The sequence below is a fragment of the Bradyrhizobium sp. USDA 4503 genome (assembly GCF_054055815.1).
Genome location: NZ_JBSRXS010000001.1, coordinates 5,520,895 through 5,542,289, shown reverse-complemented (window position 1 = coordinate 5,542,289; position 21,395 = coordinate 5,520,895). Strand labels below are relative to the sequence as shown.

22 protein-coding genes and 1 pseudogene are annotated in these 21,395 nt (G+C 64.7%); 8 read left to right on the top strand and 15 right to left on the bottom strand.

Annotation, left to right across the window (positions count from 1 at the left end):
- Positions 1-527 precede the first annotated feature (527 nt).
- From ACVMIH_RS26435 to ACVMIH_RS26405, 7 genes are all read left to right on the top strand, one after another.
- Entirely contained in the window at positions 528-1,088 is a 561-nt protein-coding gene (locus ACVMIH_RS26435) for a F0F1 ATP synthase subunit delta (protein WP_028340805.1), read from the top strand.
- Positions 1,088-2,617, top strand: coding sequence for a F0F1 ATP synthase subunit alpha (gene atpA, locus ACVMIH_RS26430; RefSeq protein WP_028340804.1), 1,530 nt, complete (start codon positions 1,088-1,090; stop codon positions 2,615-2,617). The genes ACVMIH_RS26435 and atpA overlap by 1 nt, the downstream gene beginning before the upstream one ends.
- A 91-nt stretch (positions 2,618-2,708) precedes the next feature.
- Entirely contained in the window at positions 2,709-3,587 is an 879-nt protein-coding gene (locus ACVMIH_RS26425; RefSeq protein WP_057020916.1) for a F0F1 ATP synthase subunit gamma, read from the top strand.
- Positions 3,588-3,613: 26 nt separating this feature from the next.
- The gene (atpD, locus tag ACVMIH_RS26420) at positions 3,614-5,056 is read left to right on the top strand and encodes a F0F1 ATP synthase subunit beta (protein ID WP_016843821.1); all 1,443 of its coding nucleotides are present in this window, start codon (positions 3,614-3,616) and stop codon (positions 5,054-5,056) included.
- Between the two features lie 117 nt (positions 5,057-5,173).
- On the top strand, positions 5,174-5,581 hold the full coding sequence (locus tag ACVMIH_RS26415) for a F0F1 ATP synthase subunit epsilon (RefSeq protein WP_028336321.1): 408 nt from the start codon (positions 5,174-5,176) through the stop codon (positions 5,579-5,581).
- A 204-nt stretch (positions 5,582-5,785) separates the two neighbouring features.
- Positions 5,786-6,031, top strand: coding sequence for a hypothetical protein (locus tag ACVMIH_RS26410; protein ID WP_156436571.1), 246 nt, complete (start codon positions 5,786-5,788; stop codon positions 6,029-6,031).
- A gap of 13 nt (positions 6,032-6,044) precedes the next feature.
- Complete coding sequence (locus ACVMIH_RS26405) at positions 6,045-7,040, top strand: helix-turn-helix domain-containing protein (protein ID WP_057020915.1); 996 nt, start codon at positions 6,045-6,047, stop codon at positions 7,038-7,040.
- Here ACVMIH_RS26405 and ACVMIH_RS26400 read toward each other — a convergent pair.
- The 12 genes and pseudogenes from ACVMIH_RS26400 to ACVMIH_RS26345 all read right to left on the bottom strand — a co-directional run bounded on the left by ACVMIH_RS26400 (position 6,998) and on the right by ACVMIH_RS26345 (position 18,315).
- Positions 6,998-7,498 (bottom strand): RNA pyrophosphohydrolase, encoded by a 501-nt coding sequence (locus ACVMIH_RS26400; protein ID WP_057020914.1) that lies wholly within the window; start codon positions 7,496-7,498, stop codon positions 6,998-7,000. The two genes, ACVMIH_RS26405 and ACVMIH_RS26400, sit on opposite strands and share 43 nt — an antisense overlap.
- Positions 7,499-7,530: 32 nt before the next feature.
- Positions 7,531-8,034 (bottom strand): RNA pyrophosphohydrolase, encoded by a 504-nt coding sequence (locus ACVMIH_RS26395; RefSeq protein WP_028336325.1) that lies wholly within the window; start codon positions 8,032-8,034, stop codon positions 7,531-7,533.
- An 84-nt stretch (positions 8,035-8,118) separates the two neighbouring features.
- Positions 8,119-9,321 carry a divergent polysaccharide deacetylase family protein gene (locus ACVMIH_RS26390; RefSeq protein ID WP_456863983.1) on the bottom strand — a complete coding sequence of 401 codons (1,203 nt, stop codon included), beginning with the start codon at positions 9,319-9,321 and terminating at the stop codon, positions 8,119-8,121.
- 150 nt (positions 9,322-9,471) lie between these two features.
- Positions 9,472-10,842, bottom strand: coding sequence for a S41 family peptidase (locus ACVMIH_RS26385; protein WP_253638315.1), 1,371 nt, complete (start codon positions 10,840-10,842; stop codon positions 9,472-9,474).
- Entirely contained in the window at positions 10,839-12,242 is a 1,404-nt protein-coding gene (locus ACVMIH_RS26380) for a murein hydrolase activator EnvC family protein (RefSeq protein WP_057020911.1), read from the bottom strand. The genes ACVMIH_RS26385 and ACVMIH_RS26380 overlap by 4 nt, the downstream gene beginning before the upstream one ends.
- Positions 12,243-12,282: 40 nt before the next feature.
- Positions 12,283-12,765: a 23S rRNA (pseudouridine(1915)-N(3))-methyltransferase RlmH gene (gene rlmH / locus ACVMIH_RS26375; RefSeq protein WP_456866560.1), complete on the bottom strand. Its 483-nt coding sequence runs from the start codon at positions 12,763-12,765 to the stop codon at positions 12,283-12,285.
- A gap of 50 nt (positions 12,766-12,815) precedes the next feature.
- The gene (gene rsfS / locus ACVMIH_RS26370; RefSeq protein WP_016847840.1) at positions 12,816-13,184 is read right to left on the bottom strand and encodes a ribosome silencing factor; all 369 of its coding nucleotides are present in this window, start codon (positions 13,182-13,184) and stop codon (positions 12,816-12,818) included.
- A gap of 186 nt (positions 13,185-13,370) precedes the next feature.
- Positions 13,371-13,994: a nicotinate-nucleotide adenylyltransferase gene (locus tag ACVMIH_RS26365; protein WP_080583350.1), complete on the bottom strand. Its 624-nt coding sequence runs from the start codon at positions 13,992-13,994 to the stop codon at positions 13,371-13,373.
- 45 nt (positions 13,995-14,039) lie between these two features.
- A complete protein-coding gene (locus ACVMIH_RS26360) occupies positions 14,040-15,332 on the bottom strand; it encodes a glutamate-5-semialdehyde dehydrogenase (protein ID WP_456863980.1) in 1,293 nt (430 codons plus the stop codon).
- A 123-nt stretch (positions 15,333-15,455) separates the two neighbouring features.
- A complete protein-coding gene (gene proB / locus ACVMIH_RS26355) occupies positions 15,456-16,598 on the bottom strand; it encodes a glutamate 5-kinase (RefSeq protein ID WP_057020908.1) in 1,143 nt (380 codons plus the stop codon).
- Positions 16,599-16,680: 82 nt separating this feature from the next.
- A pseudogene (obgE, locus tag ACVMIH_RS26350) lies at positions 16,681-17,734 on the bottom strand (GTPase ObgE).
- 101 nt (positions 17,735-17,835) lie between these two features.
- Positions 17,836-18,315, bottom strand: coding sequence for a MaoC family dehydratase (locus ACVMIH_RS26345; protein ID WP_076834607.1), 480 nt, complete (start codon positions 18,313-18,315; stop codon positions 17,836-17,838).
- Between the two features lie 154 nt (positions 18,316-18,469).
- Between ACVMIH_RS26345 and ACVMIH_RS26340 the strand changes: the two genes are divergently transcribed.
- On the top strand, positions 18,470-19,384 hold the full coding sequence (locus tag ACVMIH_RS26340; protein WP_456863977.1) for a DMT family transporter: 915 nt from the start codon (positions 18,470-18,472) through the stop codon (positions 19,382-19,384).
- A 169-nt stretch (positions 19,385-19,553) separates the two neighbouring features.
- Here ACVMIH_RS26340 and ACVMIH_RS26335 read toward each other — a convergent pair whose 3' ends face one another.
- The 3 genes from ACVMIH_RS26335 to rplU all read right to left on the bottom strand — a co-directional run bounded on the left by ACVMIH_RS26335 (position 19,554) and on the right by rplU (position 21,160).
- Positions 19,554-20,150, bottom strand: coding sequence for a GNAT family N-acetyltransferase (locus ACVMIH_RS26335; protein ID WP_028336336.1), 597 nt, complete (start codon positions 20,148-20,150; stop codon positions 19,554-19,556).
- Positions 20,151-20,320: 170 nt separating this feature from the next.
- On the bottom strand, positions 20,321-20,590 hold the full coding sequence (rpmA, locus tag ACVMIH_RS26330) for a 50S ribosomal protein L27 (protein WP_016847848.1): 270 nt from the start codon (positions 20,588-20,590) through the stop codon (positions 20,321-20,323).
- A gap of 102 nt (positions 20,591-20,692) precedes the next feature.
- A complete protein-coding gene (gene rplU, locus ACVMIH_RS26325; RefSeq protein ID WP_016847849.1) occupies positions 20,693-21,160 on the bottom strand; it encodes a 50S ribosomal protein L21 in 468 nt (155 codons plus the stop codon).
- Positions 21,161-21,395: the final 235 nt, after the last annotated feature.

Below are 21,395 nucleotides of genomic sequence, written 5' to 3'. Positions count from 1 at the left end.
AGTAAATCCGGATTATCTCGTGCTGAAATATCTTGTTACCGCCTTGGGGTAGTCAATCGAGGTCCCGTAATCTTGCTGTTTAACCAATTTTTAACGATCAATATACTTGCCAATACTGATTATCGAGGCGACGGTAAGTTTTCGGTAAGTAATCGCTAAATGAAACCGCAGCCGGCCCGGAGTTCCCTGCGCGCTCGGCCATAGGCCTATGCAAATTTCGATGGAACAAAATCGCGGCGGCGCGAATCGGAGCCGACGCGCCGAATTTCCGCGCGCCAAATTTTCCGGTTCGGCCACCGGCTGCGGTCGGCAAAAAGCGCATGCGACAAGGCTGCACTCACGATGCCGTCATGTTGCACCTGCGCGATTGCTATGTTAGCAAAGCCGCGATTTTAACGGTCCCGGCACGTCCTGTGCCGGTCGAAAATCGAAGTCCCGCTTGAATTCCAAGGGCTTGGATCGCTAGGCGCTGCTTTGGTGGCGACGGTTTTTCCCTTGCGAATTTGACAGCAAAAAAGAGCGAGCTCGTGGCTGCTGAAGATCCGTCCGTTTCGGGAGTGTCCGGTCGTTACGCAACGGCCCTGTTCGAGTTGGCGCGCGACGAGCAATCCGTCGATCAAGTCCGGGCCGACCTCGACAAGTTCGAGGCCCTGCTCAACGAGAGCGCCGATCTCAAGCGCCTCGTCCGCAGTCCGGTGTTCGCGGCGGACGCCCAGCTGAAGGCGCTGACCGCGGTGCTCGACAAGGCCGGCATCGCCGGCACGTCGGCCAAGTTCCTCAAGGTGCTCACCGCCAATCGCCGGCTGTTCGCCGTTGCCGATGTGATCCGCGCCTATCGCGCGCTGGTGGCGAAGTTCAAGGGCGAGGCGACTGCAGAAGTCACCGTCGCCGAGCAGCTCAGTGACAAGAATCTCGACGCGCTGAAGGCCGCACTGAAATCAGTGACGGGCAAGGACGTCGCGCTCAACGTGAAGGTCGATCCCTCCATTATTGGTGGCCTGGTGGTCAAGCTCGGCAGCCGCATGGTGGATAGTTCGCTTCGCACCAAACTCAATTCGATCAAGAACGCGATGAAAGAGGCAGGCTGATGGACATCCGCGCCGCAGAAATTTCTGCGATCCTCAAGGACCAGATCAAGAATTTCGGCCAGGAAGCCGAGGTCACCGAAGTTGGCCAGGTGCTGTCGGTCGGTGACGGTATCGCCCGCGTCTACGGTCTCGACAACGTTCAGGCCGGTGAAATGGTCGAGTTCGAGAACGGCACGCGCGGCATGGCGCTCAACCTCGAAACCGACAACGTCGGTATCGTGATTTTCGGCGCCGACCGCGAGATCAAGGAAGGCCAGACCGTCAAGCGCACCCGCGCGATCGTGGACGCGCCGGTCGGCAAGGGCCTGCTCGGCCGCGTCGTCGACGCGCTCGGCAACCCGATCGACGGCAAGGGCCCGATCCAGGCCACCGAACGCAAGCGCGTCGACGTCAAGGCGCCCGGCATCATTCCGCGCAAGTCGGTGAACGAGCCGATGGCCACCGGCCTCAAGGCGATCGATGCGCTAATCCCGATCGGCCGCGGCCAGCGCGAGCTGATCATCGGCGACCGCCAGACCGGCAAGACCGCGATCGCGCTCGACACCATCCTGAACCAGAAGCCGCTCAACGCCCAGCCGGACGAGAACCTCAAGCTGTATTGCGTCTACGTCGCGATCGGGCAGAAGCGCTCCACCGTCGCGCAGTTCGTCAAGGTGCTCGAAGAGCAGGGCGCGCTGGAATACTCGATCATCGTCGCGGCCACCGCGTCCGATCCGGCGCCGATGCAGTACATCGCGCCGTTCACCGCCTGCACCATGGGCGAGTACTTCCGCGACAACGGCATGCACGCCGTGATCATCTATGACGACTTGTCCAAGCAGGCCGTCGCCTATCGCCAGATGTCGCTGCTGCTGCGCCGCCCGCCGGGCCGCGAAGCCTATCCGGGCGACGTGTTCTACCTGCATTCCCGCCTGCTCGAGCGCGCCGCCAAGCTCAACAAGGAGCATGGCTTGGGCTCCCTGACGGCGCTGCCGGTCATCGAAACCCAGGCCAACGACGTGTCGGCCTACATTCCGACCAACGTGATTTCGATCACCGACGGCCAGATCTTCCTGGAAACCGATCTGTTCTTCCAGGGTATCCGTCCCGCCGTGAACGTCGGTCTGTCGGTGTCGCGCGTCGGTTCGTCGGCGCAGACCAAGGCGACCAAGAAGGTCGCCGGCAAGATCAAGGGTGAGCTCGCGCAGTACCGCGAAATGGCGGCGTTCGCGCAGTTCGGTTCGGACCTTGACGCTTCGACCCAGCGCCTGCTCAACCGCGGCTCGCGTCTGACCGAACTTCTGAAGCAGCCGCAATTCTCGCCGCTGAAGATGGAAGAGCAGGTCTGCGTGATCTGGGCCGGCACCAACGGCTATCTCGATCCGCTGCCGCTCAACAAGGTGAAGGCGTTCGAGGACGGTCTGCTGTCGCTGCTACGCGGCAAGAACGCCGACATCCTCGATGCGATCCGCACCAGCCGCGATCTGTCCGACGACACCGCCGCCAAGCTCAAGACGGCCGTCGAGGGCTTCGCCAAGACGTTTGCATAACGAATGGGGCGTCGCCCGGCTCGCCGCCGGGCGTGACGAACGGAGGCTTGCGATCTGACCATTGTGGTCGGATCGCCGGGGTGAACGAAGAATGGCGTCACTAAAAGACATGCGGGTCCGCATCGCCTCGACCAAGGCGACGCAGAAGATCACCAAGGCTATGCAGATGGTCGCAGCCTCGAAGCTGCGCCGCGCGCAGAACGCCGCCGAAGCGGCGCGGCCCTATGCCACCAAGATGGATGCGGTGATTTCCAACATCGCCGCGGCAGCCAACGGCACGCCCGGCGCGCCGGCGCTGCTTGCCGGCACCGGCAACGATCAGGTGCACCTGCTTCTGGTCTGCACCGGCGAACGCGGCCTGTCCGGCGCGTTCAACTCTGCCATCGTGCGCCTGGCGCGCGAGCGGGCGAACGCGCTGCTCGCGCAGGGCAAGGAAGTCAAATTCTTCTGCGTCGGCCGCAAGGGCTACGAGCAGCTGCGCCGGACGTTCGAGAAGCGCATCGTCGAGCACCTCGACCTGCGTTCGGTGCGCCAGATCGGCTTCGCCAATGCCGAGGACATCGCCAACAAGGTGCTGGCTCGGTTCGAGGCCGGCGAGTTCGATGTCTGCACATTGTTCTACTCGCGCTTCCAGTCGGTGATCGCGCAGATCCCGACCGCGCAGCAGATCATCCCGCTGGAGGTGGCTGCGCCCGCGGCCAATGCGGCGCCCTCCACGTCCTACGAATACGAGCCTGAAGAGGACCAGATCCTCGGCAGCCTTCTGCCGCGCAACCTCGCGGTGCAGATCTTCCGCGCGCTGCTCGAGAACAACGCCTCGTTCTATGGCGCACAGATGAGCGCGATGGACAGCGCGACCCGCAATGCCGGCGAGATGATTCGCAAGCAAACCCTGATTTACAACAGAACCCGTCAGGCCCAGATCACGAAGGAGCTGATCGAGATCATCTCCGGCGCTGAGGCGGTCTAAGGCAGATTTTCGAAGGAGAACAGTCCATGGCTACAGCAGCCAATCAGATCGGTCGCGTTACCCAGGTCACGGGCGCCGTGGTCGACGTGCAGTTCGAAGGCCACCTTCCGGCGATTCTGAACGCACTCGAGACCAAGAACGGCGGCAACCGCCTGGTGCTCGAAGTCGCGCAGCATCTCGGCGAATCGACCGTCCGCACCATCGCGATGGACATCACCGAGGGCCTCGTGCGCGGCCAGGAAGTGACCGACACCGGCGAACCGATCCGGGTGCCGGTCGGCGAAGGCACGCTCGGCCGCATCATCAACGTCATCGGCGAGCCGATCGATGAAGCCGGCCCGATCAAGTCCGACGGCCTGCGCGCCATCCATCAGGAAGCGCCGACCTATACCGACCAGTCGACCGAAGCCGAAATTCTCGTCACCGGCATCAAGGTCGTCGACCTTCTTGCTCCGTATGCGAAGGGCGGCAAGATCGGCCTGTTCGGCGGCGCCGGCGTCGGCAAGACCGTGCTGATTCAGGAGCTCATCAACAACGTCGCGAAGGCGCACGGTGGTTACTCGGTGTTCGCCGGCGTCGGCGAGCGCACCCGCGAAGGCAATGACCTCTATCACGAGTTCATCGAATCGAAGGTCAACGCCGATCCGCACAATCCGGATCCGAGCGTGAAGTCGAAGTGCGCGCTGGTGTTCGGCCAGATGAACGAGCCGCCGGGCGCCCGCGCCCGCGTCGGTCTGACCGGTCTCACCGTTGCCGAGCACTTCCGCGACCAGGGCCAGGACGTGCTGTTCTTCGTCGACAACATCTTCCGTTTCACCCAGGCGGGTTCGGAAGTGTCGGCGCTGCTCGGCCGTATTCCTTCGGCGGTGGGTTATCAGCCGACGCTCGCCACCGACATGGGCGCGCTGCAGGAGCGCATCACCACCACCCAGAAGGGCTCGATCACCTCGGTGCAGGCGATCTACGTGCCGGCCGACGACTTGACAGACCCGGCGCCCGCCACCTCGTTCGCGCACTTGGACGCCACCACGGTGCTGTCGCGCGCGATCTCGGAAAAGGGCATCTATCCGGCGGTGGATCCGCTCGACTCGACCTCGCGCATGCTGTCGGCGCTCGTCGTCGGTGACGAGCACTACAACACCGCGCGCATGGTCCAGCAGATTCTGCAACGCTACAAGTCGCTGCAGGACATCATCGCCATTCTCGGCATGGACGAACTGTCGGAAGAGGACAAGCTGACGGTCGCCCGCGCTCGCAAGGTCGAGCGCTTCCTGTCGCAACCGTTCCACGTCGCCGAAGTGTTCACCGGCTCCCCCGGCAAGTTCGTCGACCTCGCCGACACCATCAAGGGCTTCCGCGATCTCTGCCAGGGCAAGTACGATCATCTGCCGGAAGCGGCGTTCTACATGGTCGGCACCATCGAAGAAGCCGTCGAGAAGGGCAAGAAGCTGGCGGCTGAAGCCGCCTAAGCTTCGGGATGTCGTCATCGCCGGACCTGATCCGGCGATCCATCGCACGAGAAGTATTTTTGACTGATGGACCCGCGGGTCGAACCCGCGGGGGACAGCGCAAAGAACGGAAAGACCATGGCCACCTTCCACTTCGATCTCGTCTCTCCCGAAAAGCTAGCCTTCTCCGGCGAGGTCGATCAGGTTGACGTCCCCGGCGTGGAGGGTGATTTCGGTGTGCTCGCCGGACACGCTCCGGTCATCGCCACGGTTCGTCCGGGCATCCTGACGATCACGACCGCCGGCAAGCGCGAGAAGGTGATCGTGCTCGGCGGCCTTGCCGAGGTGTCGGACAAGGGCCTCACCGTGCTCGCCGACGTCGCGACCGCGCTTGCGGACATCGATCGCGCGAAATTCGCCGAGACGATCAACGAGATGCAGGAGAAGCTCGCCGAGAAGGAGGGCTCCGAGCTCGACCACGCGATCGAGCGGCTCGACCACTTCAAGAGCATCCAGCAAGAGCTCAACACGACGGCTATGCACTAAGGCGCGGTTGCCGACCGGCGATCGCGCCGCCATGTCGAGTGAGCCGACCCCTTAGTGGAATAGCTCGCACTTTTTCGATCATCGCCTGAGAAGGCTTGAATAATTCAACGCTCGCCACGCCGTGGCGAGCGTTCAATGTTTATTGCGCGCGGGATCGTCTGGCGGCATTCTCCTCGGCATATCTGGGTTCGGGGGCCGCTACTCATGAAGCGTAAGGTCGCAGCAATCCTCGCGGCCGATATTGCAAGTCAGGGCCGATTGGTTGCCGACGATGAGGAAGCGACGCTGCGGCGGCTCGCCTCTTCTCGACAAGTCGCTTCTTCGCGGTCAGCCCGACCGAACGACCTGCAAATATGTGAAGCAGGTTACAGCAGGGATCGCGCACAAATGACAAGCTGCAGCGCGATGACGATACGGCCCGACCGCATCGCGATTTCATTCCTGACATAACGGACAAGCTGCCGTGCTGACCTTCGCCACCGATGCTCTCCGCCCCCAGGACCGTTTCGAGCACTGGTGCGAGGTGCGCGGCAAGAGCCTGTTCGGGGTCACGATCGAACTCGAGCGCGACAAGAGGGCCGATTTCCGCGGGCGCTTCTCCGCGACGCCGGTGGGCAGTGCCGTGCTCGCGCAAATGTCGGCTTCCTCCTACCGCGTCAGCCGGACCGCATCCGACATCGCGCGCGTTCCGAGCAACAGCCTGCATCTCGCCTGGCAGGTGCGCGGCCCCGGCCACATGAATATCGGTCGCGATCGTGTCCAGTTTGTGCGCAACGGCGACCTGGTGTTCGGCCATTCCAATCTTCCGTTTGCCTCGACACCCGAACGGACCGACGGCTTTGACTTCTTCAGCCTCAAGATCCCGGTCACCGACGAGCTCGTGCTCGGCGCGCGGATCGAGGATGCGCCGCCGGTCGCGCTGGCGCGTGATGCGAGCCTGACCCGGCTTGTCGGCGCCATGTTCCGCTCGATGACGCGAGATCTCGCGCAAGCCGGGCAGTTCGCCGACGACGTTGCGCATATGGTGCGCCTGGCGCTGCTCGCGCGCGGACGCGTGCGGCCACGCCAGGACGAAATCCGTGCCGCGCTGCATGCGGGCTACCTTCATGCCGCCCGTGAAATTCTGTTCCGCGACCTGCATCGCGCCTCGCTCACGCCGGCCGCGGTTGCCGCCGAGCTCGGCATCTCACTGCGGCAATTGCATGCGCTGTTCGAGCCGACCGGCCTGTCATTTGCGCGGACGCTGACGGCGGCAAGGTTGAAGGCGGCGAGGCGCGCGCTCTACGCCATACGGGAGCGCAGCATCGACGAGATCGCGTTCTCGTGCGGCTTCGACAGCATCGCGACCTTCTATCGCGTCTTCCGTTCGACCTACGGCATGACACCGGGCGACGCGCGGCGCATACCGCCGCAGGATCAGCCGGCGAATTCCGCGAACCGGGTCGCGACCGCGCGATAGACGTTGCGGCGGAACGGCACCACGAGATCGGCAACGTGGTCGAGGCGCTCCCAGCGCCATTGATCGAATTCGGCGGGCTGGCCGTTGCGCGGCGTCAATGGATCGATCTCCTCGTCGCGTCCGGTGAAGCGCAGCGCAAACCATTTCTGCCGCTGGCCGCGGAACTTGGCGAGCCGGTGCGATGCCGGCCCGTCATAGGCGGGGAATTCGTAGGTCATCCAGTCGGTCTCGCCGAGATAGTCGGCGTTGACCGCCCCGGTCTCCTCCCACAATTCGCGCATCACGGCCTGGCGCGGATCCTCGCCGGCGTCGATGCCGCCCTGCGGCATCTGCCATTCGAGGCCGGGCAGCACGATCTCCGGACCGTCGTCCTTGATCCGGTGGCCGATCAGCACGCGTCCGTCGGCGTTGAACAGCGCGATGCCCACATTGGGGCGATAGGGCTTATCTGATGACATTCAGTGGGTACGTCGCGCGTTGACCCGGTCGGCTACTTGGCCGCCAGACCGGCGAATTCCTTCACGACGCGCTCATAGACCGGACGCTTGAACGGCACAATCAGCCCCGGCAGATTCTTCATCGGCTCCCAGCGCCAGGTGATGAACTCGGCCTTGTGGCCGCCGCCCGGATTGGCGACGTTGATCTCGTTCTCATCGCCGGTGAAGCGCAGCGCGAACCATTTTTGCCGCTGTCCGCGATAGCGGCCCTTCCAGGCGCGGCCGGCGACGGTGCGCGGGATATCATAGATCAGCCAGTCCGAGACCTCGCCGAGCTTCTCCACGGACTTGATGCTGGTCTCCTCATAGAGCTCGCGCCGCGCCGCCTGAAACGTATCCTCGCCGGGATCGACGCCGCCTTGCGGCATCTGCCAGACATGCGCGTCGTCGACATGCTCGATGCCGCCCGCGCGGCGTCCGATGAAGACCAGCCCCGCAGTATTCAGCAGCATGATGCCGACGCAGGTTCGATAGGGCAGGTCTTCATAACGTGCCATGCTGCCGCTACCTCGCACATTTTCTGGAGCCGCCCGACCCGGCCCCCCCGGCAAGGTCTCGAGCTGCTCCAACGGATTGAATCTTTAGCCCGATTTTGATTTCAGCATCGCCGTTGTCAATGGCACAAGCATAATGCCCTTGGAGTCCAGTGTCTTGAGCCAGGCGCCGAGCCGCTCGATCGAGACCGGCAACGCCGAGGCGACGCCCACCGCCGCGCCGCGTTCCTTGGCGATGGTTTCCAGCTTGACCAGGGCGCGGTCGATTTCCGCCGACGTCGGCACTGCGTCGATGGCGAAATCGGCCTTGGCGAACGGCAATGCCTGCCCCGCTGAGAGGGTCTGCGCGACGCTACGCGGGGTGGAACCGTCGTCGAAATAGCTCAGGCCGCGCTTTGCCGCTTCGCGGACGATGGGCTGCATCACGGGATCGGCCGCAACGAACCGGCCTCCCATGAAATTGGCGATCCCGGCATAGCCCTGCAGGCGGCTGAGGTGCCAATAGAAGCGGTCGAGGTTCTGCTCGCTGCTCAGCGTCGTCAGCAGGGTTTGCGGCCCGGGATCGTTGTCAGGATAGTCGAATGGCTCCATCGGGATCTGCAGCAGGATCTCGTGACGCTGGGTCCGGGCGCGTTCCGCAAGCTTGCCCGGATCGGAGCCATAGGGCGTGAAGGCCAGCGTCACCGCCGGCGGCAGCTTCATGATGGCGTCGATGGTCTTGGCGGCCCCGACGCCGAGGCCGGCGACCACGATGGCGACCACGGGCATCCGGGCGGCCTTGGCGCGGTCAGCCTCGGCCGCGTAGACCGTGAACGGCTTCAGGCCGTCGGCGACCACCGGGATCATGCCGTAGCGTGACTTTTCCAGCAGGCGCGGATCGATGCCAGTCATCGCAAGTGGCGGCGTATCGCCGTCGGCCTTGTCGGCCGGATCGCCGGCGCCGATCACCACGTCCTGGCGCTTGCCGCTGGAGCCGTCGATGATGGTGACGGTTCTCGCGTCACTGGCTGCGGCCGGGGCCTTGGCGGCGGATTTGGCCGCCGCCTGGGCGGCTGGAGCGTGCTTGTCGTCAGCGGCGGCGGGCGGAGGATTGCGGAGCGTGACACGGGCGATCGGCTCGCCCCCGAGCGGGTTGTCGTCGAACAGCGCGATGCCGACAAAGCCGACCAGCACGAGCCCGAGCAGCACGGCGAGCGCCTGCATCGCCGTGAATGGCAGGCGAAACCGGCGCGTCCTGCCCACGGTCGTCTGCCCAAGCGGCGTGCTCAGTTCGTCGGCCGCTTCTGCCATGACCCTCCCCGAATCAACAGCGCGAACGATAGCACGATGCGGTGCAATCCCGCGCGCCGGCCTGCCCGGCAAAGCACGGTTACGGGTGGACACCGAAAGCAGAAAGGGCGGCCCGCGGGCCGCCCTGTTCGCCGAATCGATCGGATTAAATCAGTTCGCGGCCTTGTTGCCCGGCTTGTTGTCGACCGCGGCCTTGTCGCGCGCGGCCTCCGGCGCCGCTGGTGCGCTTGAGGTCGACTTGATGCCGTGCAGCAGGTCGTCGGCCATCTTCAGCGCCTTGTCGTCCTTGGCGTCCGGCGGGACGTAGGACTGCGAGCCGGTCTTCTCGTCGCCGTCGTTCTTGAGATGGCCGCGCAGCGAGGCTTCGCCCTTGGTGTCGGTGCGCGCCTTCAGCTCTTCCGGCACGTCCTGCAGCACCTCGATATCGGGCACGATGCCCTTGGCCTGGATCGACTTGCCCGACGGCGTGTAGTAGCGCGCGGTGGTCAGGCGCAGCGCGCCATTGCCCGAGCCGAGCGGGATGATGGTCTGCACCGAGCCCTTGCCGAACGAACGGGTGCCGACCAGCGTCGCCCGCTTGTGGTCCTGCAGCGCGCCGGCGACGATTTCGGAGGCCGATGCCGAGCCGCCGTTGATCAGCACGATCACCGGCTTGCCCTTGGTCAGGTCGCCCGGATGGGCGGCGCGGCGCTGGGTTTCCTCGGCGTTGCGGCCGCGGGTCGAGACGATCTCGCCACGCTCCAGGAAGGAGTCGGACACCGTGACCGCTTCTTCGAGCAGGCCGCCGGGGTTGTTGCGGAGATCGATGACGTAGCCCTTCAGCTTGTCGCCGATCTGGCCCTGCAGATTGGTGATCTCCTTCTTCAGGCCTTCGGTGGTCTGCTCGTTGAAGGTGGTGATGCGGATATAGGCGATGTCATCGGCCTCGACGCGCGCACGCACCGAGCGGACGCGGATGTTGTCGCGCACCAGCGTGACGTCGATCGGATTGTCCTGGCCCTTGCGGATGATCTTGAGCTTGATCTTGGTGTTGACCGGACCGCGCATCTTCTCGACGGCCTGGTTCAGCGTCAGACCCTGCACCGCCTCGTCGTCGAGGGTCGTGATGATGTCGTTGGCCATGATGCCGGCCTTCGAGGCCGGGGTGTCGTCGATCGGCGAGACGACCTTGATCAGGCCGTCTTCCATCGTGACCTCGATGCCGAGGCCGCCGAACTCGCCGCGGGTCTGCACCTGCATGTCGCGGAAGCTCTTGGCGTCCATGTAGCTCGAGTGCGGGTCGAGGCCGGTCAGCATGCCGGAGATCGCGGATTCGACCAGCTTGCTGTCATCGGGCTTCTCGACATAGTCGCTGCGCACCCGCTCGAACACGTCGCCGAACAGATTGAGCTGGCGATAGGTGTCCGACGTCGCGGCGCGCGCGCTCGATCCCATCAGCACAGCGCGGGGCTGCGTAACGAAAAGCGTCAGGGCCGCGCCGGTGGCGGCGCTAAGGAGAATTACCGAAGTCTTGCGCATCATCCGCGAACCTTTTCGCCTTCATTTGCGGCCCACCATGGACCTGGATCGATTGGAGTGCCGTCTTTCCGGAACTCGACATAGAGCACTGGCTGGCTCGCATTTGTCGCGAGAATGGATGCAACTTGGGACGTCGACCCCATGGTCGCAACCGGCTCCCCCGTAAGTACAAACTGGCCGATGTTTACCGAAATACGCTCCATCCCGGCGATCAGGACATGATACCCGCCCCCGGCATTGAGGATCAAGAGTTGTCCATAGCTACGGAAAGGACCAGCGTAAACAACCCAGCCGTCACACGGGGTTGTGACCTGCGCGCCCGGCTTGGCTGCCAAAGAAATGCCTTTTTGTACGCCCCCCGCGCCGTCGGAACCGCCAAATTCGCGAATCTTGGTACCGTTCACGGGATAGGAGAACAGGCCCTTGGCCGAGGCGAAAGCGACCGCCGGGCTCATGCGGGCCGGGTCCTTGAGCGCCCCCAGATTCGGCTTGCCGTTAACCGTCGCCGGCGCTCCCTGGAGGCTGGCGGTGGCGGCGGCCTTGGCCGCGCTCTTGAGATCCTGCTCCATCTTGGCGATCAGGGTCTGCAGATTGTCGGCCTGCTTCGACAGCGCGATGGCACGGGCGCCTTCGGCCTCCATGTCCTTTTCGGCCGCGCTCTGCTGCCGTTGCCGTTCGTCGACCAGCGCCGCCAGCCGGGTCTGGTCTTCCTTCAGCTTGTCGCGGTCGGCCGCCAGCGCATCGCGTTCGGTCGAGATGGTCTTGCGCAGCGCCACCAGCTCGCCGAGATCGGCCGCAAGCTTCTCGGCGCGGACGCGCAACTCCGGCACCACGGCGCCGAGCAGCATTGCGGTGCGCAGCGATTGCAGCGCGTCCTCGGGCCGCACCAGCAGCGCCGGCGGCGTGCGTCGCCCGGCGCGCTGCAGCGCGGCCAGCACCTCGATCACCTCGGAGCGGCGTGAATCGAGCGAGGCGCGGATCTCCCGCTCACGGCCGTCGAGCGGCTGCAGGCGTGTCTCGGCGTCCGCGATCCGCGTCTCGACGCCGCGCACCTGGCCGGCAATGTCGATCAGCTGCTGATTGAGCTTGCTGCGGTCCTGGCCGATCGCGGCGATGTCGGCCTTCAGCTTCTCCTGCAGCTCGGTCGCCTTGCGCTGCTGCTCGCGCGCGGCCTCGAGTTCCTGTTCGCGCTGCTTGATCGCATCGGGCGATGGCTCCGCGGTTGCGGCCTGCTGCGCCGGCGGCGCGGATTGCTGCGCTGGTGGTGTCGCTTGCCCATGCGCCGCGGCCAGCGGATAGGCGAACATCGCGATCGACAGCGGCAGCGATGCCGGCAGCCGGCGGCGGCGCGCGGTGCCGGCATGCGAAGCCGAATACGAAGCTGTGTCCCGCTTGTGCTGCATTCGCGTGAGTTCAGTGGTTTCGACTGTCCGTCACCACGCCTTACGCGCGATGATAGGGGTGGCCGGCCAAAATGGTTGCGGCGCGATAAATCTGTTCCAGAAGCATGACGCGGACCATTTGATGCGGCCAGGTCGCGGAGCCGAATGCAATTCGCAACAAAGCCTTGCGCTGCAATTCAGGCGAAAGTCCGTCTGCGCCGCCGATCACGAAGATAGTATGTGTTGTTCCCTCGTCGCGCCAGCGGCCGAGCTGCCGGGCAAAGGTCGCACTGTCGATGCTCTTGCCGCGTTCGTCGAGGGCGACCAGCGCGTGCTTCTCAGGCAGCAATGCGGAGATCGCCGCAGCCTCCTCGGCAATGCGCGCGGCGGTGTCGCGCGCGCGGCTTTCCGCGATCTCGTGGATCTCGAGGCCGCGAAACCCGAGCTTGCGGCCGATATCCTCGAAGCGCTCGCGGTAACGCTCGGCGAGCTCCCGTTCAGGGCCCTGTTTCAGACGGCCGATGCAGATCACGACAAGGCGCATCAACGCAGACTAGCTGCGCTGCAGCCGATTCGCATCGGCTTCGAACCCCCTTAGACCGCCGCGACCGCCGGGTTCTGAGTCCACAACCGCTCGAGGTTGTAGAACTCGCGCACCTCAGGCCTGAACACGTGCACGATCACCTCGCCGGAATCGATCAGCACCCAGTCGCAATTGGGCAAGCCCTCGACATGGATGTTCTTGACCCCGTTCTCCTTGAGGCTCTTCGTCACATTTTCCGCGATCGCGCCAACGTGCCGGTTAACCCGGCCGGTGGTGACGATCATGTAGTCGGAATATGCGGATTTGCCCCGAAGGTCGATGGTGACCGTCTCTTCCGCCTTCATGTCCTCGAGGCGGGAGAGGATCAGGCTCAGCGTCTTGTTGGCATCCGGTTTGTCGGCGTCCGGTTGCGCCTGCAAGGCCGCGGTTTTCGTCGATGTTTTACGCGCAGTCTTTGGAACCTTGGGTAAAACAGACTTTGACAATACAGATGTGGCCAGGGACCATTCCTTTCACTGTATCGCGGGTGCCGAATCCTCGGCCCCACGCGCCATACTACGCATGTGGGGTTAATGGTTTCAATATTCCAGTAACCCTTTTGCGCTTCATGCCGTTCTCCAGCTCCCGTCCGGGTTCCGAAGTCCGGTCGAAGACAAATTGGATTTCATTCCTGTCAGGAACACCCAGGCCGGCGCCTGCTGGTCGGCCAGCCGTGTCGCCTGATTTTCGGGCATGCGATAGCGCGCGAGCGCCTGCGCCGCCGGTGCGGCAAGGGCGCGGAAGCTTTGGGGCGGACGGTCGATCACGGCAATCGGCACATCGGACGCGATGCGCCGCCAATCTTTCCAGCGATGAAATTGCGCGAGATTGTCAGCGCCCATGATCCAGACGAAGTGCACGCCGGAGACACGGCGGCGCAAGTGGATGATCGTGTCCACAGTGTAGCTGACGCCAATGACAGCTTCGAGACAGCTGATGTCGATGCGCGGATCATCGGCAACGCGGCGCGCGGCCTCGGCGCGCTCGGCAAGCGCATGCAGGCCGTCATGGTTCTTCAGCGGGTTGCCCGGCGTCAGCAGCCACCACACGCGGTCGAGCTGCAGGCGCTTGAGCGCAAACAGGCTGATGGCGCGATGCGCGGCGTGCGGCGGATTGAACGAGCCGCCAAGCAGCCCGATGCGCATGCCGTTGGTATAGAACGGAAGCGCTTGGGCTGCGGATAACGACACGCTCGATGCTTGCTGCAATGGCTTACCGTGCGCGTGCGACAATGATCACGGCCGCGTCTGCCCGGTGCCGTGGACGCGGTACTTGAAGCTCGTCAGCTGCTCGGCGCCGACAGGCCCGCGGGCGTGGAATTTGCCGGTAGCAATTCCGATCTCCGCGCCGAAGCCGAACTCGCCGCCGTCGGCGAACTGGGTCGAGGCGTTGTGCAGCACGATCGCCGAATCGACCTCGTTGAGAAATCTTTGCGCGGCAGCGGCATCCTCCGTCACGATCGCATCGGTGTGATGCGAGCCGTGATTTTGAATATGCGCAATCGCTTCATCGAGACCGTCGACGATCCTCGCCGAGATGATCGCGTCCTCGTATTCGGTGTCCCAGTCCTCGTCGGATGCGGGCTTCACCCTGGCATCGACGCCCTGCACGGCGTCGTCGCCGCGCACCTCGCAACCGGCATCGATCAACAGCTCGACCAGCGGTTTCAGCTGCGTCGCGGCAGCGTTGCGATCGACCAGCAGGGTCTCGACGGCGCCGCAGACGCCGGGACGGCGCATCTTGGCGTTCAGCACGACCGCCTTGGCCATATCGAGCCTGGCGCTGGCGTCGACGTAAATGTGGTTGACGCCCTCGAGATGCGCGAACACCGGAACGCGCGCCTCCGCCTCGACACGTGCGACCAGGCTCTTGCCGCCGCGCGGCACGATCACATCGATGCCGCCGTTCAATCCCGTCAGCATCAGGCCGACGGCCGCGCGGTCACGGGTCGGCACCAGGGTAATCGCGGCCTCGGGCAGGCCGGCCTCACGCAGGCCCTGCACGAGGCAGGCATGGATCGCGCGGCAGGAGCGGAAACTGTCCGAGCCGCCGCGCAGGATCACGGCGTTGCCGGACTTCAGGCACAGCACACCGGCGTCGGCGGCGACATTGGGCCGGCTCTCGAAGATCACGCCGATGACGCCGAGCGGCACGCGGACGCGTTCGATGGTCATGCCGTTCGGCCGCTGCCAGCTTTCGGTGACGGCGCCGACCGGATCGATGATCTCACGCACGGTCGCAACGCCATCGGCCATGCCGGCAACGCGCGCCTGGGTCAGCGTCAGGCGGTCGACGAAGGCGGAGGTCATGCCGCTCGCGCGCGCCTCGGTAACATCCTCGGCATTGGCGGCGAGGATGGCCGGCGCGTCGGCGCGGATCGCGCGTTCGATCGCGGCGAGCGCCCGGTCCTTCTGCTCCGGCGGCGCCAGCGCCAGCACGCGCGCGGCGGCGCGCGCCTTGGCGGCGAGGTCGGTCATCAGGGCGGTGAGATCGGCGTTGCCGTCGATCGCCTTCAGGGGGGCGCTCATGAAACTACCAGCTTTGGACTAAGACCATGTTCTAGCATGGCAATTGAAGGGTGGCGAGGCGCGGAACCGGCATGGCAGGTGGGCGGCAGGCCGCCCCGCTCGGCCAATGGCCTATCCGGTGGCTTATTTGGGCGGGATCGCCCCGGCCGGGCCGATCACGAGGTCGTCGCGATGGATCATCTCGGACCGGCCGCTGATGCCCAGAATGGTCATCACGTCGGGCGAGGAGCGGCCCATGATCTTCTCGGCGTTCTCGGCGTCGTATGCGACCAGGCCGCGGCCGATTTCATGGGTGTCGGGGCCGCGCACCACCACGGCATCGCCGCGGGCGAACTGGCCGTCGACCCGGATCACGCCAGCCGGCAACAGGCTCTTGCCGGCGCGCAGCGCCGCGACCGCGCCGGCATCGATGGTCAAGGTACCCTTTGGCTCGAGTGAGCCCGCGATCCAGCGCTTGCGCGCGGTGACCGGATTGGCGGGGGTCAGGAACCAGGTGCAGCGGCCGCCGTCGGCGATCGCAGCGAGCGGATGCTCGATCTTGCCGGAGGCGATCAGCATGTGGGTGCCGGCCGTGGTCGCGATCTTCGCGGCCTCGATCTTGGTGGTCATGCCGCCGCGCGATAGTTCGGACCCGGCCGAGCCGGCCATCCCCTCGATCTCCGAGGTGATGCTTTCGACCACCGGGATCAGCCTGGCGTCGGGATCGAGCGCGGGCGGCGCGGTGTAGAGGCCGTCGATATCGGACAGCAGGATCAGAAGATCCGCGCTCGCCATGGTGGCGACGCGGGCGGCGAGGCGATCATTGTCGCCATAGCGGATCTCGGTGGTCGCGACCGTGTCATTCTCGTTGATCACGGGCACCGCGCCCCATTCCAGCAGCTTTGCGATCGTCGAGCGCGCGTTGAGATAGCGGCGGCGCTCTTCGGTGTCCTGCAGCGTCACCAGAATCTGCCCGGCGCCGATGCCGTGATGGCCGAGCACCTCCGACCAGATTCGCGCCAGCGCGATCTGGCCGACCGCTGCGGCAGCCTGGCTCTCTTCGAGCTTCAGCGGGCCGCGCGGCAGCTTCAGGCGGCTGCGGCCGAGCGCGATCGAGCCCGACGACACCACCATGACCTCGCAGCCTCGTTTGTGGAGCTTTGCGATGTCCTCGACCAGCGCGGCGAGCCAGGACGCGCGCACTTCGCCGGCCTGCGAGTCGACCAGCAGCGATGAGCCGACCTTGACGACGATGCGGCGAAAGTTCTTGAGCGCGGGGCGTTTCATGGATTCGGTCTGGCAGGAAGGTGGAAGCAATAGACGCCACAATGTGGCTTGGGAAGTCCAGGCGTTGCGCGGCTTGTGCCGTTCAACCCTGCGGCACCGGCGTCGCCCACGGCTCCGCCTGGCCACCCTTGGCCTTGTTGGACACCGGCGCCTCGCCGATCACCTCGACCAGCGCGCGCAGCGCATCCTGCACGCCTTCGCCGGTCGCGCGCCGAGAGCAACAGCGGCGTCTTCTTCGCCGCCCGCTTGAGGCGGTCCTTCTGCTTCTTCAGTTCGTCGGGCGCGACGGCGTCGATCTTGTTGAGCGCGACGATCTCGATCTTGTCGGCGAGATGGCCCTCATAGGCTTCGAGCTCGGTGCGCACCGTCTTGTAGGCCTTGCCGGCATGCTCGCAGGTCGCATCGACCAGATGCAGCAGCACGCGGCAGCGCTCGACATGGCCGAGGAAGCGGTCGCCGAGGCCGGCGCCTTCATGCGCGCCCTCGATCAGGCCGGGGATGTCGGCGAGCACGAATTCGCGGCCGCCGAAATTCACCACGCCCAGCTGCGGATGCAGCGTGGTGAAGGGATAGTCGGCGATCTTCGGCCGTGCCGCGCTGACCACCGAGAGGAAGGTCGATTTGCCGGCATTGGGCAGGCCGACCAGCCCGGCGTCGGCGATCAGCTTCAGCCGCAGCCAGATCCAGCGCTCTTCGCCGGGCGCGCCGGGATTGGCGTTGCGCGGCGCGCGGTTGGTGGAGGATTTGAAATGCGCGTTGCCGAAGCCGCCATTGCCGCCTTCAGCCAGCACGAATTTCTCGCCGAGTTCGGTGAAGTCGTGCAGCAGGGTCTCGCGGTCCTCGTCGAACACCTGGGTGCCGACCGGCACCTTCAGCACGATCGGCTTGCCGTTGGCGCCATGGCGGTCCTTGCCCATGCCATTGGTGCCCTTCTGTGCCTTGAAGTGCTGCTGGTAGCGGTAATCGATCAGCGTGTTCAGTCCGTCGACGGACTCGATGATGACGTCGCCGCCGCGGCCGCCATTGCCGCCGGAGGGACCGCCGAACTCGATGAACTTCTCGCGCCGGAACGCGACGCAGCCGTTGCCGCCGTCGCCCGAGCGAATATAGACCTTGGCTTCATCGAGGAATTTCATGATTTTCACTAGTTAGGGCAGGGTGGCCGCGGCGGCAACCCGGAAAGGCCCTGACTTCAGCGAAAAGCCTTAATTTTCGGCCCTTTTTACGGCCCTTGCGGCTAACTCGGCCGCCGCCGGACCAGGAATTTCTGCATCCCCTCCAGCACCAGCTCGCGGCGCTGGTTGTGCACGGTCGAGCGCAGCGTCACGACGCCGGTGGTCTTGCCCGGCGACAGCTCGATCACCTCCAGCGCGGGGTAGATGGTATCGCCGGCATAGACCGGTTTCAGGAACTTGCTCGATTGCTCGAGGAAGCCGATCAGCGACTCCTCCACGACATAGGGGAATAATCCCGCGCCGGGCGCGGTGTGCACCAGGGTCTGGAAGCCGTGCGCGAGCAAATCAGGCATGCCGCGCGCGCGGCAATATTCGACGTCGTAATGGATCGGATGGGTGTCGCCGCTGGCGGTCTGGAACGCAGCGAAAACAGCCGAGGTCTGGGTCCGGCTCGGAATCACGAAGCGCTCGCCGAGCACGAAATCCTCGAACCAGCGCTGCGCGGGGACCATGCGATGCTGGGTGGGGTCGAAGTCGCTCATGCGGCGTTTCCTGCTCTTTTTGTTGCCGGGATCAGCTACCGGTATCGCAGCGGCGCAGGTGCGGCAATCCGTTCAATTCGTCATGCCCGGGCTTGTCCCGGGCATCCACGTCTTTAAAACCGGACGACTCGGGAACAAAAGCGCAAGTCTGCTCATGAGCCTGTTCGCAAAGCTGTCCTCCTACGACGACCGATCGGCGCGGCTCGCCGGCATCGGGTTGATGCTGCTGTCGATCTTCATGTTCTCGTTCGGCGATGCGATGGGCAAATTCATCGTCGCCACCTATTCGGTCGGGCAATTGCTGTGGCTGCGCGCCTGTGCGGCGCTGCTCGTGCTGCTGCCGATCGTGTGGCAGCGGCGCGCGGATTTTCTGCATCTGGAACGCCCGTGGCTGCAATTGCTGCGCGTCACGCTGTCGACGGTGGAGGTTGCGGCGTTCTTCATGGCGACCGTCTATCTGCCGCTCGCCGACGTCATCACCTACTATCTGGCCGGACCGATCTTCGTCACCGCGATGTCGGGCCTCGTGCTCGGCGAGCATATCGGCTGGCGGCGCTGGACCGCGATCCTGGTCGGCTTCTGCGGGGTGTTGATCGCGCTTCGGCCGTCGGCGCAGACCATCAGCTGGCCGGCAATGATCGCGCTCGGCGGCAGCCTGTCGTTCGCGGTGCTGATGCTGATCACGCGCTCGCTGCGCGCTACCCCCGATATCGTGCTGGCGACGTCGCAATTCGGCGGCACCTTCATCCTGGGCCTCGTGCTCTCGCCGTTCGGCTGGGTGACGCCGTCAGCCGGCAGCCTCGTGCTGTTCTTCACCGCCGGCATCATCTCGGTCGCGGCGCTGCTTTGCGTCAATCGTTCGCTGAAGCTCGCGCCGGCGAGCGTGGTGGTGCCCTACCAGTATTCGATGATCGTCTGGGCGGTGATCTTCGGCTTCGTGGTGTTCGGCGACGTGCCGTCCTGGGCCACCATCGTCGGCGCCGCTGTCATCATCGCGGCCGGCCTCTACATCTTCGTGCGCGAGCAGCAGCTCGGACGCACGGATTCCGCGATCAATCCGCCGGCGTGATGTTTACCCTCCCCTGGAGGGGGAGGGTCGACGCGAATGCAATGAGCGGCGGGGTGGGGCTCTCCTCATCCAACGGTGCCCGAGTGGAGAGATCACCCCACCCCGTTGCGCCTTCCGCTGCGCTTCAGCAACGACCCTCCCCCTCCAGGGGAGGGTGAAGCCAAAAGTCTCAGCTCTCCCGCCGGGTCGAGTTGTTCCAGCGCTTCAGCGACGTCCAGACACCGCGTGACAGGCGGAAGCAGTCGACCGGGCTCGAGGAGCCCAGCGCCTCGAAGCGGTGCAGCTCGACGCCGCCCCACTGGAAGCCGCACTTCTCGAGGATATTGCGCGACGACGGATTGACGACGCGGGCGCCCGAGATCAGCTGGTCGAGATCGAACTCCTCGAAGAAGTAATCGATCACCGCGCGCGCAGCCTCGGTGCCGAAGCCCTGGCCCCAATAGTCGACGCCGAGCCAGTAGCCGAGTTCGGCCGATGTCTCCTCGCGCCAGTCGATGCCGACCATGCCGATCGGCGTGTGATTGTTCTCGATCAGGAAAACGGTTTCGCGCCCGCCGGCGCCGAGCGCGCGCACGAAGTCGATGGCGTCGTCCTGGGTATAGGGATGCGGCAGGCGGCGGGTGTTCTCCGCGATGCGGCGGTCATTGGCGAGGCGTGCGATTGCTTTTACGTCCGCGAGCGTCGGCTTGCGCAATGTCAGCCGTTCTGTCTCGAGGACGCAAGCTCTTGCCTCGCGCAAGGTCGGCGTCGGGATGTCCTGCAACATGTCGAGCTCCTGTGATGCGAAAAATCGGGACGCAACGCTTGGAACGTCACGCGCGGTCGAACTGGAACGCGCGCAACAAAAAGGGGAGGCCGGTCATCCCGCCTCCCCTTGGAGCCCTTTGCGACTCCGCCGGTTCAACAGGACCCGGCGGACTCATGTGTGTCCACCGTCTACTCGGCCGCCTCTGCCATCGGAATAACCGATACGAATGTGCGGCCGTTGGCTTTGGCACGGAACTCGACATGACCCTCGACCTTGGCGAAGAGAGTATGATCGGTGCCCATGCCGACATTAAGGCCAGGATGCCAGGTGGTGCCGCGCTGACGCGCGATGATGTTTCCGGGGATCACGCGCTCGCCACCGAACGCCTTGATGCCAAGGCGCTTGCCCTTGGAATCACGCCCGTTGCGCGATGAACCGCCTGCTTTTTTGTGAGCCATGGCTCGTCTCCGACTTCGCTTTGATCTCTAGATCAATTCCTTGACGGAATCATTTCACGTTTTGTCACGCTTCACATCTGAAAGCGCGACGATCACTTCTTCTTAAGCCTTGGCCGCGGCCTTCTTGGCCGGAGCCTTCTTGGCGGCCGGCGCCTTTGCGGGCGCCTTCTTCTTGGCCGCCTTTGGCGCTGCATCCTCGCCATCGGCGGGCGCTGCGACCTTTTCCTTCTTCGGCCGCGGGCCGACGGTCGGCTTGGCGTTATCGGCGAGGATCTCGGTGATGCGAAGCACCGTGAGCTCGTCGCGATAGCCGCGCTTGCGGCGTGAATTCTTGCGGCGACGCTTCTTGAACGCGATCACCTTGGCGCCGCGCTTGTGCTGCAGCACTTCGGCTGCAACGGACGCGCCTGCGACGGTGGGCGTTCCCAGCACCGGCGTGTCACCGCCGAGCACCAGAACTTCGCCAAGCTGCACGATCGTGCCGACATCGCCGGCGATCTTGCCTATCTCGAGTACATCATTCGGAACGACACGGTATTGCCGGCCGCCGGTTTTGATGACTGCGAACATCGTTTGATTCCTTCGTGTTCGATCCCGGCCTCGGACGATTCGCCCGGGTCGGCTTTTTGTTCAGTCGCTATGGGTTGCGTGTCTCGTGCGAAGGGAATGAATTCCCAAATGGTCCGCACAAAAACGATCGGCGCGAGAAATCCTCGCGCGCGGATGGGGGGACTTATAGCCGCAAACGACCGAGAGTCAAGGTAAAGCAGGGCAAAAACCGGCCAAAAATGAAGGGTTTGGCATG